At 62.3% G+C, this 19,775-nt stretch carries 19 protein-coding genes and 3 pseudogenes; 13 read left to right on the top strand and 9 right to left on the bottom strand.

The features are described 5' to 3' along the window. The 6 genes from F6X42_RS30690 (at position 1) to F6X42_RS30665 (ending at position 7,512) form a co-directional block, all read left to right on the top strand. Positions 1-1,917, top strand: coding sequence for a (Fe-S)-binding protein (locus F6X42_RS30690; RefSeq protein WP_187637789.1), 1,917 nt, complete (start codon positions 1-3; stop codon positions 1,915-1,917). Between the two features lie 7 nt (positions 1,918-1,924). Continuing rightward, on the top strand, positions 1,925-3,112 hold the full coding sequence (locus F6X42_RS30685; protein WP_187637822.1) for an electron transfer flavoprotein subunit alpha/FixB family protein: 1,188 nt from the start codon (positions 1,925-1,927) through the stop codon (positions 3,110-3,112). Next, complete coding sequence (locus F6X42_RS30680; RefSeq protein ID WP_187637788.1) at positions 3,109-3,888, top strand: electron transfer flavoprotein subunit beta/FixA family protein; 780 nt, start codon at positions 3,109-3,111, stop codon at positions 3,886-3,888. The genes F6X42_RS30685 and F6X42_RS30680 overlap by 4 nt, the downstream gene beginning before the upstream one ends. Before the next feature lie 73 nt (positions 3,889-3,961). Next, positions 3,962-5,248, top strand: a complete 1,287-nt coding sequence (locus tag F6X42_RS30675) for an aromatic ring-hydroxylating oxygenase subunit alpha (protein ID WP_187637787.1) — start codon at positions 3,962-3,964, stop codon at positions 5,246-5,248. Between the two features lie 34 nt (positions 5,249-5,282). After that, positions 5,283-6,473: an FAD-binding oxidoreductase gene (locus tag F6X42_RS30670; protein ID WP_187637786.1), complete on the top strand. Its 1,191-nt coding sequence runs from the start codon at positions 5,283-5,285 to the stop codon at positions 6,471-6,473. 181 nt (positions 6,474-6,654) lie between these two features. Next, positions 6,655-7,512 carry a glycine betaine ABC transporter substrate-binding protein gene (locus tag F6X42_RS30665; RefSeq protein WP_187637785.1) on the top strand — a complete coding sequence of 286 codons (858 nt, stop codon included), beginning with the start codon at positions 6,655-6,657 and terminating at the stop codon, positions 7,510-7,512. A gap of 57 nt (positions 7,513-7,569) precedes the next feature. Here F6X42_RS30665 and purU read toward each other — a convergent pair whose 3' ends face one another. Beyond that, on the bottom strand, positions 7,570-8,445 hold the full coding sequence (gene purU / locus F6X42_RS30660; protein WP_187637784.1) for a formyltetrahydrofolate deformylase: 876 nt from the start codon (positions 8,443-8,445) through the stop codon (positions 7,570-7,572). Between the two features lie 134 nt (positions 8,446-8,579). Then, positions 8,580-9,506, bottom strand: a complete 927-nt coding sequence (locus F6X42_RS30655) for a LysR family transcriptional regulator (protein WP_187637783.1) — start codon at positions 9,504-9,506, stop codon at positions 8,580-8,582. Positions 9,507-9,615: 109 nt separating this feature from the next. Here F6X42_RS30655 and F6X42_RS30650 point away from each other — a divergent pair, with 109 nt between their 5' ends. Beyond that, positions 9,616-10,257 (top strand): glutathione S-transferase family protein, encoded by a 642-nt coding sequence (locus F6X42_RS30650; protein WP_187637782.1) that lies wholly within the window; start codon positions 9,616-9,618, stop codon positions 10,255-10,257. Between the two features lie 43 nt (positions 10,258-10,300). After that, positions 10,301-11,257 (top strand): annotated as a pseudogene (locus F6X42_RS30645) (pyridoxamine 5'-phosphate oxidase family protein); the annotation flags it as partial. 65 nt (positions 11,258-11,322) lie between these two features. Here F6X42_RS30645 and F6X42_RS30640 read toward each other — a convergent pair. After that, entirely contained in the window at positions 11,323-11,727 is a 405-nt protein-coding gene (locus F6X42_RS30640; protein ID WP_187637780.1) for a helix-turn-helix domain-containing protein, read from the bottom strand. A 597-nt stretch (positions 11,728-12,324) separates the two neighbouring features. Here F6X42_RS30640 and F6X42_RS30635 point away from each other — a divergent pair. From F6X42_RS30635 to F6X42_RS30620, 4 genes are all read left to right on the top strand, one after another. Next, positions 12,325-12,747, top strand: a complete 423-nt coding sequence (locus tag F6X42_RS30635) for a hypothetical protein (RefSeq protein ID WP_187637779.1) — start codon at positions 12,325-12,327, stop codon at positions 12,745-12,747. Between the two features lie 1,079 nt (positions 12,748-13,826). Further along, positions 13,827-14,090, top strand: a complete 264-nt coding sequence (locus tag F6X42_RS30630) for a hypothetical protein (RefSeq protein ID WP_187637778.1) — start codon at positions 13,827-13,829, stop codon at positions 14,088-14,090. Positions 14,091-14,697: 607 nt separating this feature from the next. Then, positions 14,698-14,937, top strand: coding sequence for a hypothetical protein (locus tag F6X42_RS30625; protein ID WP_187637777.1), 240 nt, complete (start codon positions 14,698-14,700; stop codon positions 14,935-14,937). 22 nt (positions 14,938-14,959) lie between these two features. After that, positions 14,960-15,268, top strand: a complete 309-nt coding sequence (locus F6X42_RS30620) for a hypothetical protein (protein WP_187637776.1) — start codon at positions 14,960-14,962, stop codon at positions 15,266-15,268. A 196-nt stretch (positions 15,269-15,464) separates the two neighbouring features. On the opposite strand, the gene F6X42_RS46630 is transcribed toward F6X42_RS30620, so the two are convergent. After that, positions 15,465-15,743 carry an SEN1982 family lipoprotein gene (locus tag F6X42_RS46630; protein WP_512699643.1) on the bottom strand — a complete coding sequence of 93 codons (279 nt, stop codon included), beginning with the start codon at positions 15,741-15,743 and terminating at the stop codon, positions 15,465-15,467. Between F6X42_RS46630 and F6X42_RS30615 the strand changes: the two genes are divergently transcribed. Next, positions 15,742-17,034, top strand: coding sequence for an IS110 family RNA-guided transposase (locus F6X42_RS30615; RefSeq protein ID WP_246530299.1), 1,293 nt, complete (start codon positions 15,742-15,744; stop codon positions 17,032-17,034). The two genes, F6X42_RS46630 and F6X42_RS30615, sit on opposite strands and share 2 nt — an antisense overlap. 176 nt (positions 17,035-17,210) lie before the next feature. On the opposite strand, the pseudogene F6X42_RS30610 reads toward F6X42_RS30615, so the two are convergent. The 5 genes and pseudogenes from F6X42_RS30610 to F6X42_RS43505 form a co-directional block, all read right to left on the bottom strand. Further along, positions 17,211-17,459 (bottom strand): annotated as a pseudogene (locus F6X42_RS30610) (YdcF family protein); the annotation flags it as partial. Beyond that, on the bottom strand, positions 17,420-18,361 hold the full coding sequence (locus F6X42_RS30605) for a hypothetical protein (RefSeq protein WP_187637774.1): 942 nt from the start codon (positions 18,359-18,361) through the stop codon (positions 17,420-17,422). The pseudogene F6X42_RS30610 and the gene F6X42_RS30605, both read right to left, overlap by 40 nt. A gap of 246 nt (positions 18,362-18,607) precedes the next feature. Next, positions 18,608-19,084 carry an acyl-CoA thioesterase gene (locus F6X42_RS30600; protein WP_187637773.1) on the bottom strand — a complete coding sequence of 159 codons (477 nt, stop codon included), beginning with the start codon at positions 19,082-19,084 and terminating at the stop codon, positions 18,608-18,610. Positions 19,085-19,274: 190 nt separating this feature from the next. Next, a pseudogene (locus F6X42_RS44340) lies at positions 19,275-19,484 on the bottom strand (phosphorylase); the annotation flags it as partial. 54 nt (positions 19,485-19,538) lie between these two features. Beyond that, the coding region (locus tag F6X42_RS43505; RefSeq protein ID WP_222945784.1) for a hypothetical protein at positions 19,539-19,775 on the bottom strand (237 nt) is incomplete at its 5' end.

Below are 19,775 nucleotides of genomic sequence, written 5' to 3'. Positions count from 1 at the left end.
ATGAGCCCCGTGTTTGTCATCACCGTCCTGCTGTGGGTGTCGGTGGCCGGTCTCGCGTTCGCGCTGGCGCGCCGCGCCGCCTATTGGCGCGAGGGCCGCGCGACCGCCGCGGGCGCCTATGGCTGGACCAATCTGCTCGCGATCCCGAAGCGCTACTTCGTCGACCTGCATCACGTGGTCGCGCGCGATCCGTACATCGCCCGCACGCACGTGGCCACGGCGGGGGGCGCGCTCCTCGCGATGGCGCTCGTGTTCGTCAACTACGGCCTTGCGATCTACTCGCCTTGGCTCGACAAACTGATCTTCGTCGCCGCGCTGGTGATGCTGATCGGCACGGTGTTCGTCTGGCGCCGCCGGCATGGCGCGAAGACGGTGCCGGCGCGTTTGTCGCGCGGGCCATGGGATCAGTTGCCGCTGCTGCTCGGCGCGTTCGCACTCGGTCTCGCGCTGTTCATCGCGCTGCCGGCGACGGCGATGTCCGGCGCGCTCGCCGTACTGGTCGCGCTGCTGATCGCGGCGGGCGCGTTCACGATGACGTTCGGCGCGGCGCGCGGCGGGCCGATGAAACATGCGCTGGCCGGGCTGCTGCATCTGGCGTTTCATCCGCGTCAGGAGCGCTTTGCCGGTTTTGCCGAAGCTCGCGACGCCGTGCCGCCCACCGCGCTGAAAGCGCCGCTGCTCGACGCGAAGGAATACGGCGTCGGCAAGCCGGTCGAATTCCGCTGGAACCAGTTGCTCAGCTTCGACGCCTGCGTGCAATGCGGCAAATGCGAAGCGGCGTGCCCCGCGTTCGCGGCGGGTCAGCCGCTGAATCCGAAGAAGCTGATCCAGGATCTGGTGACCGGCATGGTCGGCGGCACCGACGCGCACTATGCGGGCAGCCCGACGCCCGGCATTCCGGTTGGCCAGCATGCGGGCGCGCCAGGCAAGCCGCTGATCTCCAGTCTGATCGAAGCGGACACGCTGTGGTCCTGCACGACCTGCCGCGCCTGCGTGCAGGAGTGCCCGATGCTGATCGAGCACGTGGACGCGATCGTGGACATGCGCCGCAATCAGACGCTCGTCGAAGGCAGCGTGCCGGGCAAGGGACCGGCGACGCTCGCGAATCTGCGTGAAACCGGCAGCATCAACGGCTACGACATCGGCGCGCGTTACGACTGGGCCGTCGATCTGCAAGTGCAGGTCGCGCAGCCGGGCCGCCACGTGGACGTGCTGCTGATCGCCGGCGAAGGCGCGTTCGACATGCGCTATCAGCGCACGCTGCGCGCGCTCGTCAAGGTGCTGAACCGCGCGGGCGTTGATTACGCGGTGCTGGGCGGCGTCGAAACCGATACCGGCGACACCGCGCGGCGGCTCGGCGACGAAGCGACGTTCCAGCAACTGGCCCGTACGCTGATCGGTACGCTCGCTCAGTACTCGTTCACGCGCATCGTCACGGCCGATCCACACGTGCTGCATAGCCTGCGCAACGAATATCGCGCGCTCGGCGGCTTCTACGAGGTGCAGCATCACACGGCGCTGATCGACGAACTGATCGGGAGCGGCAAGCTGTCGCCGCGCGCGGCTGCCGCCGTCGCGGAGCGCAACATCACGTATCACGACCCGTGCTATCTGGGCCGCTACAACGGCGAGACGGAAGCGCCGCGGCGCGTGCTGAAGAGCATCGGCATCAAGGTGGTCGAGATGGAGCGTCACGGCCTGCGCGGACGTTGCTGCGGTGGCGGTGGAGGCGCACCGTTGACCGATATCCCGGGCAAGCGGCGGATTCCCGACATCCGTATCGACGACGCGCGCGCGAGCGGCGCGGAGATCGTCGCGGTCGGCTGCCCGAATTGCACGGCGATGCTCGAAGGGGTGGTGGGGCCGCGACCGGAAGTGCTGGACGTCGCCGAACTGGTCGCCGCGGCGCTGGAGTAACGCGATGATGAATACGCTCAAACGAATCGATCCGCGCCGGCCATTTACCGTGACGGCACAGGGACGCAGGCGCATCACGCTGGGCGTGATTGGCGTGACGGATGCCGGCGGCAGTGCGTTGCTGGCTGATGCGCGTCACACGGCGCATCACGAACAACCGAAGCCGCGCCGCACGACGGCCACGCCGCATCATGTGCTGCTGGTCGCGGCGCACGCGGACCGCGGCGCGCTCGATGAACACGCGCGCCAGACGCTCGCCGCCGCCGCGCTGATCGCGGACGCGCGCACCGAAGTCATGCTGCTCGTGTTCGGCGAATTCACCGGCGATGCCGCCGCGCTCGGCGCCGACAAGCTGATCGAATTGCCGACGTTCGATCGCCGCACATACGCGCCGGACGATGAACTGAACGCGCTGGCCGCGTGCGTCGCGGCCTACGCGCCAGCCCATGTCTTGCTGCCTGACAACGCGAGCGGCGACGGCGAGCTCGGCCGCCGTTATGCGGCGGCGGTCGATGCAAGCGTCGCGACGCACGTCGTCGAGATCGATGCCGGCCATGCGGCCACCTATATTCGCGCGAATACGGCACTCGCCAGCCGCGCGCTGCCCGAAGTCGTGCTGCTTGCGCTGAATGCGGTCGATCCGAAGCTGCCGTTCGTCGGCGCGGGCGAGCGGCTCGCGTGGCGCTTCGACTGTGACGTGGAAGCCGCAAACGCACAACGCGCGATGCGCGATCTCGGCATCGACGAAGTCGACGCGGCGCAGGTCGCGCTGGAAGAGGCGGATTTCATCGTGTCGGCCGGCAACGCCGTCAGCGACGTGCCCGCGTTCGAGCGGCTCGCGGCGACCCTCGGCGCGGCGATCGGCGCGAGCCGGGTCGCTGTCGACGACGGCAAGTTCACGCGCGACAAGCAGATCGGCGCGACCGGTAAGACCGTCGAGGCGAGCGTGTATATCGCGTTCGGCATCTCCGGCGCGGTGCAGCATCTGCAGGGCATCAAGGATTGCCGCCACGTGATCGCCGTGAATCTCGACGCGAGCGCGCCGATCGCGAAGCGCGCGAATCTGACCGTGATCGCCGACACGCAGGAAACCATCGCGGCGCTCAACGAGGCGGCGGCCGCGGCGCGCGCCGCGCGCGCCACCTCGGCCGCGCTGCTGCAACCTGGCCAGCTTGCCGAAGGAGTGCTCGCATGAAGATCGCCGTTCTGGTTTCGCTCGGACGTCATCCGGTCAACGGCGTCGCGCGCTACAGCCGTAACGATGCGGCGGCGTTGACTTTGGCGCTGTCGCTCGCCCGAACCAGCGGCGCGAGGCTCGACGTGCTGCACGCGGGCGATCCGTCGAACGCCGCGTTGAACGAGTATCTGGCGCTCGGCGCGGGTTCGGTCGAAGTGCTCGAGATGCCGCCCGACGCCGATCCCGCGCCGCAACTCGCCGCGCGTTTGCGCGGCTACGAGTTGGTGCTGACCGGCACGCGCGCCGAAGGCGGTTTCGATAGCGGCATGCTGCCGTATCGCGTCGCGCATGCGCTGGCAGTGCCGCTCGTCGGCGCGGCCGTCGATCTGGCTCTGCGCGACGGTTGCGCGCAGGTCCGGCAGTTCATGCCGAAGGGCTTGCGACGGCGCGTCGAAGTGCGGCTGCCCGCGTTGATCGCCGTGCATCCGCTCGCGAACGCCGCGACGTCGTACGCGTATGCGCGGCTGCGCGAAGGCACGATCGAGTGCGCCGCCGTGCCGCTCGCCGAGGTCCGGCGCGGTACCGATCGAGAACACTCCGCATGGACCATCGGCCCCGCCACAGCGAAACCGGTGCGCCTCGCCGCCGCCGAAAAGCGCTCGGGCCACGCGCGCATGCTGTCGGCGACGACGACCGAGAGCCGCGGCGGCAGCGTCGTAATTGAAGGGAGTTCCGTCGAAAAAGCACAAGTGATACTCGCGTATTTGCGCGAGCATCAACTGGTGGATTACTGAATTCCGGTTCGGGCCCGCATGCGACCAGGAGGGCCTGGCGCGGCGCCAGACGTGACACGCAACGGAGCACACAATGAAAGTTTCCGCAGACGTTCGCGCAATGATCGAACGCCGCAAGCAGAATTACACGCTGGAAGCGCCGTTCTATACGAGCGAGGAGATCTTCTCGCTCGACATCGACGCGATTTTCCGGCAGCACTGGATTCAGGTCGCGGTCGAGCCCGACGTGCCCGAGCCGGGCGACTACGTGACGGTGGAAATCGGCGACGATTCGATCCTGATCGTGCGCGACGACGACATGCGGGTGCGCGCGTTTCACAACGTATGCCGCCATCGCGGCGCGCGTCTGTGCAATACCGGCAAGGGCTCACTCGGCAATATCGTCTGTCCGTATCACAGCTGGACGTATAGCCTCAATGGCGACCTGATGTTCGCGGAGCACATGGGCGAGCAGTTCGACCGCTGCAAACATAGCCTGAAAGCGGTGCACGTGGAGAATCTCGCCGGGTTGATTTTCATCTGCCTCGCGGAGCAGCCGCCCGCCGATTTCTCCGTGATGCGCGCCGCGATGGAGCCGTATCTGTTGCCGCACGATCTGGCCGGCTGCAAGATCGCCGCGTCGATCGACATCATCGAGGAGGGCAACTGGAAGCTGACGATGGAGAACAATCGCGAGTGCTATCACTGCGTCGCGAACCATCCCGAGCTAACCATCTCGCTATACGAATACGGCTTCGGATATCAGCGCACGCCCGCGAACGAGGAGGGCATGGCCGCGTTCGAGGCGACGGTCGCGCGTCGCACCGCGCAGTGGGAGGCGATGCAGTTGCCGTCGGCGGAAATCGAGCGGCTCGCGGATCTGGTCACCGGTTTTCGTACGCAACGGCTACCGCTCGATCGCGACGGCGAATCACAGACGCTCGATGCCAAGGTCGCCTCGAAGAAACTGCTCGGCGGTTTCAAGCTGGCCGATCTGGGCGGCCTGTCGTTCTGGACCCAGCCGAATTCCTGGCATCATTTCATGAGCGACCATATCGTCAGTTTCTCGGCGATTCCGCTGTCGGCCGGCAAAACGCTGGTGCGCACCAAATGGCTGGTGCACAAGGACGCACGCGAAGGCATCGATTATGACGTCGACAATCTGACCGCCGTATGGCGTGCGACGAACGACCAGGATCGCACGCTCGTCGAGTATTCGCAGCGCGGCGCGACGAGCAGCGCGTATCAGCCCGGTCCGTACTCGCCGTTCACCGAGGGGCTCGTTGAAAAGTTCTGCGAGTGGTATATCGGCCGTCTCGCGGATTTCGACGCAAAGCCGCAGCCATTGCACGACGAGAAAGTCGTGTCGTTCGCGCGCTGAGCGCAATACCGCGATGAGGAGCGGGGGGACAACCATGATGCGCGATCAGGCCATGTTTGAAGCGGACATCGAGAAGAATTCACCGGGTTCAGGTGGCGCGCCGAGCCGCGTCACGCAGCCGCGCTTCTGGGACGCGCTGCCCGCGCGCTGGAACAGCGACGCCGACGACACGCTGGAGTGCTGCCAGGTCCGCAACGAAACGCACGACGTAAAGAGCTTTTTCTTCCGCGCGCCATCCGGTCGGGCGTTCGTGTTCGAGCCGGGGCAGTTCATCACGCTGGAGCTGGAAATAGACGGCGAGCGGGTCAATCGCTGCTATACGATTTCGTCGCCGCCCACGCGGCCGCATACGATCTCGATTACCGTGAAGCGCGTGCCGGGTGGCCCCGTGTCCAACTGGCTGCACGATCATCTGCATGCGGGCATGCAGGTGCGCGTGCTGGGGCCCGCCGGTGAATTCACCTGCGCGCGGCACCCGGCGCGCAAGTTCCTGTTTTTGTCGGCGGGCTCGGGCATCACGCCGTTGATGTCGATGAGCCGCGCGCACCATGAACTCGGCGAGGACAGCGATATCGTCTTCGTGCATAGCGCGCGCACGCCGGACGACATCATCTTCGCGCGCGAGCTCGATCTGATCGCCGCGAATCAGGCGCATTTCCGTACCGCGTTCGTCTGTGAGCGCGTGGGCACGCGCACCAATTGGCCTGGCATCACCGGCTTTCTGACGCTGCCGCTGCTAAAACTCGTGGCGCCGGATTTTCTGGAGCGCGAGATTTTCACCTGCGGCCCTGCGCCGTACATGCAGGCGGTGCGCAACCTGCTCGACGAAGGCGGCTTCGATCGCCAGCATTATCACGAGGAAAGCTTTTCGTTCGAGACCATCGGCGAAGCGGCCGCGCAATCTGCTGAAGCGCATGTCGCGGACACGCCGCGCGATGCGCCCGCCCCGGTCGAAACCGCAACGCGTTTCAAGGTGAGCTTTACGCGCAGTCATCGCGAGATCGAGTGCGGCGGCGGCCAGCATGTGCTCGATGCGGCGAAGCAGGCGGGCGTGCGGCTGCCGGCGTCGTGCACGCAAGGCATGTGCGGCACCTGCAAGGTAAAGCTCGTGTCCGGTGAAGTGGCGATGAAGCACGCAGGCGGTATCCGTCAGCGCGAGATCGATCAGGGCATGGTGCTGCTGTGCTGTAGCAAGCCGCTGACCGATCTCGTCGTCGACAAGTAGCACGACTGATAACCACAAGAGCACGGCAAACACTCGGCGGATTTGCGTGGAAGTCGCATGCGGACAACTGCATGTCGCAAAACAACGCTACCCGGCAATTCTGGTTGGCGATTCTAAAGGAGCGATGAGCGGTTCGATAGCTAACGCGTCAATGGGCAAATGGATCAACGGGAGAACGGCGATGAGACTGATCGGAAAGATAGTGGTGGCAAGCGCGTTGGGCGTGATGCTGGCGGCGGGCAGTGCGGGCGTGTCGGCCGATTCGAAGCCGACCATCAAGATCGGTTACGTGGAGGGCTGGGACGATAGCGTCGCGACGTCGAACGTAGCCGCCCAGGTGATCGAGAAACGCCTCGGCTATCAGGTGCAACTGGTGCCGGTGGCCGCCGGTGTGATGTGGCAGGGCGTCGCGCGCGGCGATCTCGACGCGACGCTGTCCGCGTGGCTGCCGGTCACGCACGGCGCGTACTGGAACAACTTCAAGGACAAGGTGGTCGACCTCGGGCCGAACTTCAACGACGCGAAGATCGGTCTGATCGTGCCGGACAACTCGGATGTGAAGAGCGTCGGCGATCTGCAGGCGAAGAAGTCGGAATTCGGCGCGCGTATCGTCGGCATCGATGCTGGCGCTGGCGTGATGCAAAAAACCAGCGAGGCGATCAAGGCCTACGGGCTCGACTATCAGCTGATGCCGAGTTCCGGCAGTGCGATGACGGCCGAACTGGCGCGCTCGGAGGCGGCCAGCAAACCGATCATCGTCACCGGCTGGAAGCCGCACTGGATGTTCGCGAAGTACAAGCTGAAATTCCTCGACGATCCGAAGAAGGTATTCGGTGAAGCGGAGCACGTGGATAGCGTGGTGAATCCGGAGCTCGAGAAAAAGGCGCCGACGGTGGTCGCATTCCTGAAGAAGTTCCAATGGAAGCCCGGCGAGATCGACACGGTGATGCTGGCCACGCAGAATGGCGAAAAACCGGTCGCGGCCGCAGACGCGTGGATCAGCGCGCATTCGGATCGAGTGGATAGTTGGGTGAAGTAAGCCGGCAAGCGTCGGCGCAGCAGTTGAAAACGCCGCTTTTCAGCGGCGTTTTTCCGTTTAGCGCAGCACGACGGTGCGCTCGCCGTTGATGAACACGCGCCGCTCGACGAACGCCTTCACCGCGCGCGCGAGCGTAATGCATTCGACGTCGCGTCCGGTCGTCAGCAGCCGTTCGGGGCTGTACGAGTGATCGACCGGTTCGACTCCCTGCTCGATGATCGGACCTTCGTCGAGATCGTCGGTGACGAAATGCGCGGTGGCGCCGATCACCTTGACGCCGCGCGCATGGGCCTGATGATACGGCCTCGCCCCCTTGAAACCGGGTAGGAACGAATGATGGATATTGATCGCGCGACCGGCGAGCGCCCGGCTCGTTTCGGCCGACAGGATCTGCATGTAGCGCGCGAGGATCAGCAGTTCCGCGCCGGACGAGTCGAACAGGTCGAGCAGTTGGGCTTCCTGTTGCGGCCTGGTATCTGCGGTAATCGGTAGATGATGGAACGGCAAGCCGTGCTGCCGTGCAAGCGGTTCGAGGTCGCGGTGATTCGAGCCGATGCCGACGATGTCCATCTTCAGTTCGCCCATGCGCCAGCGAAACAGCAGATCGGCGAGACAGTGCTCGAGTTTGGACACCATGATCAGCACTTTCGGCCGGCTCGACAGATCGTGGATCGCCCAGGTCATCCGGAAGCGTTCGGCGATCGGCGCGAATTCCTGCGTCAGCGTGTCGATCCGCAGCGTGGCGTCGCGATCGACGTGGTGAAACACGCAGCGCACGAAAAAGCGCTCGCTGAGCTCGTCGTCGAATACGGTGAGCTCGTCGACATAGCAACGATGCCGTTCGAGAAAGCCGGCGACGGCGGCAACCTGGCCCGCCGCGCTCGGACATGCGACGGTGAGAACCCCTTGAGCAGGAGGTGAAACGGCGGACATAAGCTCTCCACATTGACGATCGGGCGATGCCGCGGGGCGCGGCGCGCATCGTCGCAGTAGAGCAAATCGGGCGCTTGCGCGGATAGAAGCTAACCGCCGTAGGGCTGGAACGGGAACGCCAATGGACCGGCAGGCTAGTTTTCGTTCTGATCCGCGGGGGCCGCCGCGAGCCTTCGTTTGAGCGTGTCGATCAATGCACGCACTTTCGCTGGCGGGTGGCTGGTCGGCGGAAACACGGCCTGGATGCTCGCGGGCGCGGTTGCCCATTCGGGCAGCAGCCGGATCAGCCGTCCCGCCTCAACGTCGTCCGCGATCGAAAAATCGGTCAACAGACCGATGCCGCCGCCCGCGAGCGTCGCCGCGCGGCAGGCATCGGCCGTGTTGACACGCAATGCGGACGCGCAGCGCACGCTCGCGGTTTTGCCGTCGACGTGCCGCAGATCGAGCATCAACGGATGAGGCAGCACCGACAACGCGCAATAGGGCAGCGCCTCCAACGCGGTCGGCGTGCCCGGCACGCCCCACGTCCGCACGAACTCGGGACTCGCGACCAGCCACTTGACGAAGCTGCCGAGCTTCACCGCGCGATAGTTGGAATCCGCGAGACGACCCAGCCGGATCGCAACGTCGATGCCATCGGCAATCAGATCTACGTAGCGGTCGCTGCTTAGCAGCTCGATGTCGAGCTGCTGATGCGTGCGGCGCAATTCGACCAGCGCGGGCGCGACGACGAGCGTGCCGTAGTCGTTCGGCGCACTGACGCGCAGCGTGCCGCGCACCGGCGACGTTTCCCCGCCGAGCGCGTTCAGCGCGTCTTCGGTGGCGCGCAGAATCTTCACGCTCGCCTCGTAGAACGCGCGGCCCGCCTCGGTCACACCGAGCCGCCGGGTGGTACGCACGAGCAGGCTTGCGCCGACCTCCGCCTCGAGCCGCTGCATGTGCGTGCTGACCATCGTCTTGGCGAGTCCGAGACGGGTCGCCGCGGCGCTCAGCGAGCCCGCGTCGATGACCGCGACGAAGATCGCGAGGCGGTTCAGGTTCACGTTGCGCACATCGGCCATGATCGATTGTCCATTCCCGCTTGACTATGTTTCCCGGATTATCGGGCTTCCGCGCAAGCGTGCCTACGCCTTATGCTCGGCATGTCATTCAATGCCTCCGGAGCCCTCCTTGCCTGCCGCCAGACCCGCCCAGCCTATCAAGCTGTACACGACGCCGCTTTCGGGCCACGGTCATCGCGTGAAGCTGTTTCTGACACTGCTCGATCTGCCGTTCGAGGTGATCGAACTGAACCTGAAGGCGGGCGACAACGGCACGCCCGAGTACCTCGCGCTGAATCCGTTCGGTCAGGTGCCGACGATTCAGGACGGCGAGCTGACGCTGTTCGACTCGAATGCGATTCTCGTCTATCTGGCGAAGCGCTATGGTGACGCGTCGTGGCTCCCGGACGATCCGCCCGGCGCCGCGGCGGTGCAGCGCTGGCTGTCGCTCGCGGCGGGTCAGATCGCATACGGGCCGTGCGCGGCGCGGCTCGTTACCGTGTTCGGCGCGCCGCTCGATCACGAGCGCGCGAAGAAGATCGCCGTCAAGCTGTTCGATGTGATCGACGAGGAGCTTGCCGGTAAGGCGTTCGTGGCGGGCACGCACGTCACGATCGCCGATATCGCCGCGCACACGTATATCGCTCACGCGCCCGAGGGCGGCGTGTCGTTACAGCCGTATCCGCACATTCGCGCGTGGCTGCGTCGCGTGGAGGCATTGCCGCGGTTCATCGCGATGCCGTCGACGAAGGCGGGGTTGCTGGCGGCGTGATGCGCGTTCAGAGCCGCGTCAGATTTTGCACAGGAGTCCGATCATGTCCGAATTCGTTCCGATGAATAGCTGGGGGGCCGACGCGTCGCCGTTTCACGCGGGCGAGCTGCATGCGCAGCAGCGTGCGGGTGTGCGTGACGTCGCGGAGTCGATCGGACGTCGGGGGATTCGGCGTTTCATGCCGGAGCAGCACCGCGAGTTTTTTGCCGCGCAGCCGTTTGTCGTGATCGGCGGCGTCGATGCGAGCGGTCAGCCGTGGGCGACGCTGCGCGCGGGTGCGCCGGGTTTCGTCTCGTCGCCGGATGCGCGGACGCTGCGTATCGAGGGCGGCGCCCTGGCTGGCGATCCGCTCGCCGCGGGATGGCGCGTCGGCGCGCAGCTCGGAGCGCTGGGCATCGAGCCGCGCACGCGGCGGCGCAATCGGGCGAATGGCGTCGTACGGTCCGTGGACGGTGGCACGTTGCAGGTCGAGGTGTTGCAGAGCTTCGGGAATTGCCCGAAGTACATCCAGAGCCGCACGCCGTATTTCGCCGAACGGAATGCGAGCGCGACGCGCGCACAGCCCGACATCGCCGCCCATCTGAGCGGTGCCGACCGCGAGTTGCTCGCGAGCGCGGACACGTTCTTTATCGCCAGCGCGAATCTGAGTGAGGAAGCGGGGTTGGGGAAGGGCGTCGACGTTTCACATCGGGGCGGTGCGCCGGGCTTCGTGCGCGTGGACGACGCGAATACGCTGACCACGCCCGACTATGGCGGCAACCGGCTTTTCAACACGATCGGCAACCTCGTGCACGATCCACGCGCGGGTCTGCTGTTTATCGACTTCGCGACCGGCGATCTACTTTATCTCGCGGTGCAAGCGGAAATCATATGGGACGGCGACGAGCTCGCGGCATTTGCGGGCGCGCAGCGGCTCGTGCGGTTTCATGTGACAGAAGTGCGGCGCAGCCGCGGCGCCGTGCCATTCCGATGGTCGGAGGTTGAACTGGCGCCGCAGTTTCTGCCGAAGATTCGCGAAAGCGCATAAGCCGATGCACACGCGCGTGCTTTAGCTCGGCCGCAGCGTTACTGCGCATTCCTTCCGAGCCGGTAAGAGACGCCGAGTCTGGTGGCCAGTTGCCACACATAGACTCGCGAGTATGAAATGCCGAACTGACGGCTTATCAGCTCGCGCATGCGCGCATTGCTCCAGCCGTCTGCGTCGAAGCCGTAGTCTCGCGGCGAGGCCCTCAGCGCCTGTGCCAGCCAGTCGAGATCCGCCACCGCCAGCGCGGAATGGCGGCCGCCGACGCTCATGTTTCTCAGTGCGTCCAGGCCACCTTGCTCCAATAGCTTTCGATATCGCTCGACCGTCGTCTTTGCCATGCCCATCTCTTTCGCGACCACGGCGGCCGCGACGCCGTCGAGCAGCTTCTTGCCCGCCGCGAGACGCCGTGCGACGGTTGGCAAATCGTCATTCGGTCGATACATCGGAGAACTCCACCGTTGGTGGTCGCTGACCGGACTGTAATCGGTTACCCGGGCAGACACAAAGCAGGGCGCGCAACTTAGAAATAATCGAAAAGTTGACGGCTGTGTCAAAAATAATAAAAAATCAATCGCGGCTTTCGTCCGATAGAAAAATCGTTTTTGAACCTCTCGTAGGTCGGTCACATGACGTTTTTCTTTCTACCAACTTAAAAGATCTTGAGATTGAATTTAACGTTTGCTAACCTGATTGAACTGATTTAAATAACCTAATCGGTCCGGTTCGGCTCGCTCTGGCACACCTTGCTGTTTTGTGAATGTTTATTAGGGTGCACTCTTCGATGCAGGGTGCCGATATTTGCCGCAACCCTGCGAAAAGGATGCTGCAGATTGAAAAACGCTTCGCGGGATTTTGAATGGATAGAGGTAACGGGGCATTCACGCAAAGTGCCGCTGTGAATTCCCAGTCCAGTAACATCTGCTTAATCTGGCTGCGTGATTCAAATCCCGAATTATTTTTATGCGGGGCGCTTTCTGGCTCGATACGCATAGCTGCGGTAACAGTTGTGGTCTTTGCAAGCACGCGGTAAGGAGAACCACATGAACACGGATAGGACCCGCGATATTGCCGCGATGCTATTGCGTGCCGCGAAGCGCAAAAGGCTCGTGACTTATCAGGAACTGCACGCGCTTTTCGGTCGCGACGATCCATTACAAAGCCGCTATCGCGCGTTGGAGGACGCGGCGCGCTCGCTGAGCGACTGCGTGTCGCTCGACTACGGCTGCCTGATGAGTCTAGACAACGGTCTGCCGGGCGATGACTTTTTCAACCGCTTCAGGCACGGCAGACCGCGCGAATACGAAAAGGTGATGGGCTTCGGGTCGACGGGACGCTCGACGACGAGGAAACGACTGATCGCGGATGCCGAGCGTCTGCGCGTGTTCGAACATGCGTCGCAAATCACGGCGAGAGGCGACGCGACGATCACGTTGCGTCCGAATGCCACGTCGAAATGCACGTAGCTGATGCCAACGATGAAGAAATTCGCTTCGATCCTCAATAGGGGTATTCGTCTTTCCTACAAGGTCCCAAACGAAGCTCGTCCCGACTGTCTTAGCGCGTGCCCGCGTCCTGCCTTCCGCGCGTCGCAGTGCGATGCGCCGACCTTTCTCTGTGTGTCGCACCGACTGCAGCGTCGCGCTGCGGTAGCATCTTCATGTATCAAGATTATCCCATTGTGGGGACTCCGGATTTTTCTCGCGGAGAAAATGATCCCTATGCGTGAATGCAGTATAAACAGACGTTCCACCGCAACATCACAGCCGGTTATGGGAAGTCTTGTTTCGGCTCGCAACAGCAACGACGAATTTGCGTAATTAAATTTTTTCTAATTGCTAAGTTCCGCTCCGCGGAGTGCCCGGCATGATCGGACCGCCCTGCACTGCGTCCATCACTGAACGGCGCGCACGTGACTGACGAGAGGCGCCAAGCCTTGCGGATGGACGCTTCCAGCCCTGTTCGCCATAATATCTCCTGCAGATGATGTATTAGAAAATTACTATTTATGTATCCCATGGAGTTTGCTGAAATCACAACAATAACGTTGTTACTCCATATGCAAACGACCCGATTTATATTCAGTTGCCCCATTCCTGGTAATACGACTTATCAGGATTAAACGTCGCGAGGGGATGGTTCGTGACCATTCGAAACGGCTCGGACGGACGGCAGGCAACCGCTCTCACCTGCGCGGGTACATGACGGGCCACCGCGAAGGTGAAGCGGTAGATAGTTGTGGCATTCCGACCGGGCCTTTGCGGACTTCGGGGGAGGCAGCGCAAGGCGCGTCTCGACGCGGGGTGGACTGAGGTACGAGTGTGGGCGGCGTCGAGGGACGACGTCCATGAGATTAGGAAATTCGCGGAGAACCTTCGAATGAAGCGAATCACAGAAATGGTGCGGCAAATCGGCCGCGCGCGGCACACCGCCAGTAGTAGTCGAGCACGCACTGAGCGCGCTCAATCTTCAGTATTCCGCGGAATACAACACGCCCTCCGGCGCAACGCTAACTCTTCTTTCGGATCTTGCGCGGTCTAAACAGTTGAAGGATTTGAATGCGGTCGTCGAGATGTTTGCAATCGCCTACCCGGGCAACGCCCGCTTCGTGGTGGAAAGCGTGCCGGCAAAGGTGCTTAATCACTTTATCGCGTCGCAACTCGATTTCCGCAGCACGGATCGCATCGTGAAGTGGCAGGCGGCGCATCCCGACTGGGCTAAGGACGTCGGGGCAGCGCTCGGTGCGTTCGAGCTCGATGCTTGGGCCGAGGGAGCCGTGCGCGAAATGCAAGCGATCAATCTGAATTAGCCAGATCAAGGTCGACGTGAGCATGGCAATATTTCGAAGGGACCTTCTCGTACACATCGAGGCGCGGCGGGCCTAGTTTCCCACCCGAAGCCGCCGGCGATGCGCGCGAAAGGCTGCCTCACTAATGTTGCTGCCCACGGCGTTGCGGCGTGTTCCATGACGCGGATACGTCAGGCCTTCTTCGCACCGGCTTCACGTATCCTGCTTTTCGTTCAGGCTGAGAATCGCGAGGCTGCCGAGCCGTGTGGGGAACATTGATTTGTCCGTCAGTTCCGCTACTGTAGGGAGCTTTCCGTCAAAATGCATCGAACGCGGCTCTTATTACAAAAACGTGACAAATATACGATCGTTGTTCCACGCCCAGGTTCGCGAGGCATTGGACATTGCTGAGCCAGGGATAAGGACGCTCTGGCCCGATCCCCCTCCGCTAGCGCTGGAGATTATCCGTAGGGATGCCATACCGAGGATCGTCGCACCTTGGGGCTCGGATCTTGCATGGGACACCGCAGTAAGAAAATGCCGCCAGATTCCGACCAGTTGCTTTATCGGTGTACAGCGAGGGCAGGCAGTCTCCATCGTCGCCCTGCTGAGAGTGAGCAGGTCTCGGTTGCATACCAGCTTGTTGTTCGTCGAAAAGGACGCGGGGGCAGTACCGCGCGGTCTGGCGATGGCGATCATGGATCAAGTGCTCGATTTCGTGGCGATTTCGTTCGAGTCCGAGCGTATTGTCCTTGACAATCCTATATCCGATCTGGTTTCTTACTACAAAGACTTCGGATACGAAGAGCTTCGAAGGCAGGGCGGGCGCGAGTCGCCAGCGTTGTTCAGAGCAGCCGGAGTCAGGTAATATGGCCTTGGAGGTACCAAAAATGAGTTTCAGAACGCTCAAGCGCGCGGCCCTCAAGCTCCGCAAGGCGCAGCAAGAGAGGGCCAAAGCACCGAAGAGCCTGAAAAAGAATGTCTATCCGGTATTTGTGACCCGTGGCGAATTGAGTGCTGCGACCGATCGCATGTCGGAAGAGCAGCGCAAGCAGTTGCGCGAAGCGCGTGCGCGCGCGGAAGCACTTCTGTCGAAGCCCGGCATGAGTCCTGACGCGTTGCGAGCCCGAGCCAAGCGTGCTGCTCAGTGGGAAAAGGAACACGGAGACGTGTCCGCTCTGGTCGGAATCCGCCGCTGATCCTCCCCGCGTTCGGCATAAAAAACCCCGCGCTTGCGGGGTTTTTAGTTTCCAGTCTGCGCCAATCGCACTCGATGCAGCGCCCGATGTATTAATCGTCCTTACCTTCGCCGAGAATCTCCTCGGGTTTCCCCAAGAGCCGCGTTGCCTGGGTCCCTTGGTACGCTGTCGAGGTCGCACGCGTGCGCGAACGCAGTCAGATAGCTGGCTGCCACCGACCGTCAACGAACGACAGGCCGAGATTCGCAGTGCCCTTTCCAGTAACGTCAGTTCCAAGTACTGGGAAAGACGATTGAAGTTGCTTGCTTTCCGCCCATTTCGGCACGTCGACCATCTCGTACGAGTATGTAACCGTTGTGACCGTGTCTCCGCCGATTTTCGTGGGCTCATCCCATTTCAAGACCTTCGTGAGCTTCACCTTCCCATAGCAGAAGCGGCCGTAATCCTTGCCGGGAAAGGGCTGACGCTTGTCGATGCTTCTTGCCGTCGTCGGTAAGCGAAAAAATGGCTTTCTGTCGGAAGTTCGTGGAGTAATTCGGACCCTCTTCGGTACCGTTACGTCGCAGCTACACGCGTTGCGCGACTGGCTGCTCGCACAAGGCGTGCATTCGGTCGCGATGGAAGCGACCGGCGTTTACTGGTTGCCGTTGTATGGTGTGCTGGAAAGCGCCGGTCTCGAAGTGCGCATGGTCAATGGCAGGCAGACGCGCAACCTGCCAGGCAGGAAGACCGATATGGCTGACAGCCAGTGGGGGGCCACGCTGCACATGCATGGTCTGCTGCACGCCGGCTTCGTGCCACCGGCTGACATCCGCCGGCTGCAGGACTACCTGCGCCTGCGCGCCGATCATGTGGCGGCGGCAGCGGGTTGTGTGCAACTGATGCAGAAGGCTTTCGAGCGCATGAACATCAAGCTGCACGATGTCATCTCGTCCCTGGCCGGCGTCAGCGGCATGGCGGTGACGCGCGCGATCGTGGCCGGCGAGCGTTCGCCTGAGGCCCTGGTGGCACTGTGCGACGTACAGATCCGGCGCAAAAAGGAACAGGCCGTGATCGAGGCCCTGCGGGGTACCTGGGCCGACGAACACATCTTCGCGCTGGGCCAGGCACTGCAATCCTGGGACCACTACCAGAAACTCATCGCCGATTGCGACAACCGCATCACCGTAGTACTGCCGCCGTACGATGAGGCACAGGCGCCACTGCCCAGGTCCACCAGACAGACCGGCGTCAACGCGCCGGAAATTTCCAGGCTGCGCGAGATACTGGCACAGATGTGCGGCGGACGGGATCTGACGAAGCTGCCCGCGCTGTCGAACTATGGCGTGCTGCAACTGATCGGTGAAGTGGGTACCGACCTGAGCGTCTGGCCAACTGAAAAACACTTCACCGCCTGGACGGGACTGGCACCGGGCAGCAGCGATAGCGGCAAACGCAAGAAACACGTAAAGCGCGGCCGCAACCGGACCGGACAACTGGTTTGCATGATGGCGCAAAGCCTGGTACGCAGCAAGAATATTGCGCTCGGTGGTTTCTACCGCCGTCTCGCTGCACGCCGCGGAGGGTTGGTGGCGACCAAGGCGCTCGCGCGCAAGCTGGCCGCCTGGTTCTGGCGCGTGATGGTCAAAGGTGACGACTACGTTGAAAAGGGACTCGCGCGCTATGAGGAACAGGTCCGCAAAACCAGGGAACATGCCCTCAAGAGGTTAGCCAGGGAGTTGGGGCGCCAGCTTGTTCCGGTCCCCGGCGTCTCTGAGGCAGTTTGAAAACCGCCGAACGCGGCAGGTTCATGGAGAGAGACAGTGCATTCTATCAAGCAAATTCTGCTCCAGCCGATGGCTTTGTAACCGCGCAACATTTGTTACGTTTTGTATCAATCCGCGTGATTAGATAAATCGCGACGTCCTCAACGCGCGGAGCCTGAATCGGCCCACGTCGTTTGTCAGAACCATCCGATCGCGCGATACAGGTGAAATTGCGCGAGGCCGGCCAGTTCATGCAGCGCGATCTCAGCGGCCACGAGGTTATCGAAGCGCGGCAGCACGCCGAGCCGCACGCGCCGCGCGCTGGAAATCTGCGGCTGCGGCTCGATGCCGAAGCACTGAAAGTCGAGCAGCGCACGCGGCATGTGATACGCGGACGTGACGAGTATCAACGTGTCGTAATGTGATTGGCCCACAATGGCCGACACGCGGCAGCGGCATCCCGCGCCGAGAGTTCTACATCAAAGCGGTTTTCCCAACAGACAGCTCCATAGCCTTCTTCCTGCTCTTCTGGACGCGTCCAACCTTGCTCCGCGAGTACTCGTGGTATGCCGGAGGACGCTTCGCCTTCGTCGCGGGCATCGTACACTTCAAGTCGAACGCTCGAACCTTCGGTGCGATATAGCGTTACACAGAACCTGTAATGTGTCGGCTCACCGGATTCGCAGCCTTTCGAGCCAACGGCCTCGCGATGACCACCAGCATCGCGCCATGAGGTGGCAGGTTCGATCAGACACGCGACGCGATCCACGGAGTCAATCCGCCGAAATGCGTCAGTCAGGTCGTTAATAAGGTTTGTGAAGTCAGTCCAGATTGTTTCATCGGCGATCGTTTGAGGTGTCGAGCCTGCTGATTCGACCCGTCGCTTTTCCCGTTCTTCGGCCATGGCCGCGTAGAGACGGTCGTTGTCCACCTCGGCGGAGCACTCACAAAGTAGGTCGTAGGGCGGTACGCCGTGAAGTTTTGGATAGGCGCCTTTAAATTTCGGGCGGCTGCAGCTTTTGGCGCACCTTAGGGTATCGAGTTTGAGGAACCCGACGGAACGCAATTTCGAGCTGTCGATTTCATACCGTTTACGTCCCAAAGCTTCGACGAAAACCTCGGCATATTTTGTGAACCAGCGCCATGCACTGCTGAGCATGGAGTGATCTGGCACCAATTCATCGGCAAGCTCAAAGACATGCGGCCAGTGTTCGGCAAGGGCGACGCGCGCACCTTCTTCGGCGAGTCGACCGATGAGGCGTTGCGCAAGTTGTTGCTTTGATCCCCCATCTTTTAAGCCCGGCGGCATTGGGCTTTGAGTATTTCTGCAGTCAACGCTCGAAGCCATGTGAGTGAATTCAGCTCGAAGCCCTGACTCACCCAACCCATCGCCCACAGCCAGTCGAAGATTCCTTGTCGGTCGTCACCTGGTTGGATACGAGAAAAATGGGCGCCGTGTTTTGCGAGATGCGCGATCCGGCCAACCGCAAAAGCATTGGGCGCCTCTGCAAAAATGCGTGCCATCCAGCCGGGCTGTTTCTTTTGTGCTGCCCGTCTCTTTGCTTCGTTACGAACAAAGCGTGGCCGCCAGACGTCAGTGCATCTTATCGGCTTCGACGCGCTCCATGGCGTCCTCTCCGACTGCGACGGGCGGTTGCGCGACCGGCCGCGAATTCTCGCGATAGCGGGCAAACGCCTCGTCCGCATAGCGGATCTGTGTACGGCCGTGTGGCGCCGGCTCGCCGTTTTCATCGAGATTCACGAACACCATCTTCTCGACGGTCAGGATGCTCTTGCGCGTGATCTTGTTGCGCACCTCGCAGCGCAGCGTGATCGACGTGCGGCCAAAATGCGTCGCCGTCATGCCGAGTTCGATGATGTCACCCTGCCGGGCCGAACTGACGAAGTTGATCTCCGACATGAATTTGGTGACAACGCGCTGGTTGTCCATCTGGCAGATCGCGTAAATGGCGGCTTCTTCGTCGATCCAGCGCAGCAAGCTGCCGCCGAACAGCGTTCCGTTTGGATTCAGATCTTCAGGCTTGACCCACTTTCTGGTGTGAAAATTCATTTGGCATCCCGTCTTTCAGCGTGTTCTGGTCTTTGATATGCGGCCAGATCAAGGGTTTACACGGAGATTATAACCTATATAAGGGTTTTCCCTTATTCTTCAAAAAAACGCCGGAGAGGATGCCGGACGCCATCGGCGGTACAAGGAAGAGGGTGAAGGCGGGCCGCATTGCACGCGGCCCGGACGTCTATCAGGTCGCCTGCAGCGCCCTGGCCGCACCGAGTGCGCGGCGCGCCTCTACGAGCGACTGGCGCGCCGCGCGGGCATCGGCGGCCAGCCGAATGAGTGAGCCGAGCTGCGACGGCTGCCGCACCAGTTCTCGCAGGATCGGCCCGATCGCCGTGTGGCCATCGTCGCGTAGACCGGCCGTCGCGGCGGGCGGCAGGGTACGCCATGCCGGTCACGGCGATCACCGGCAGGGCATCGCCAGTTGCAGTTGTCATCACCGGCACCGTCACATCCCGACCGTGACGCGCGTCGTGCGGTCGCGCTTCAGTTGCCGGTAACGCGCAAGCGCCCACAGCGGGAAGAACTTGCGATAGCTGCGGCGCCTCCGGTTTTTTTGGACACAGATTTGGGGTAAAACGTGTGATCCAAACTGGAGTGGTTGATGTTGAAGAAAACCAATGCGAATGCGGTTGCGCCAGAGGCGCTGGAAGGAGCGCGTAGCGCGACTGGAAGCGCCTCTGGC

Origin of the sequence: Paraburkholderia podalyriae (genome assembly GCF_014397785.1) — a bacterium.
GTDB classification, from domain to species: domain Bacteria; phylum Pseudomonadota; class Gammaproteobacteria; order Burkholderiales; family Burkholderiaceae; genus Paraburkholderia; species Paraburkholderia podalyriae.
Note: the sequence above shows the minus strand (reverse complement) of the source record. Positions and strands in the feature narration are given on the sequence as shown.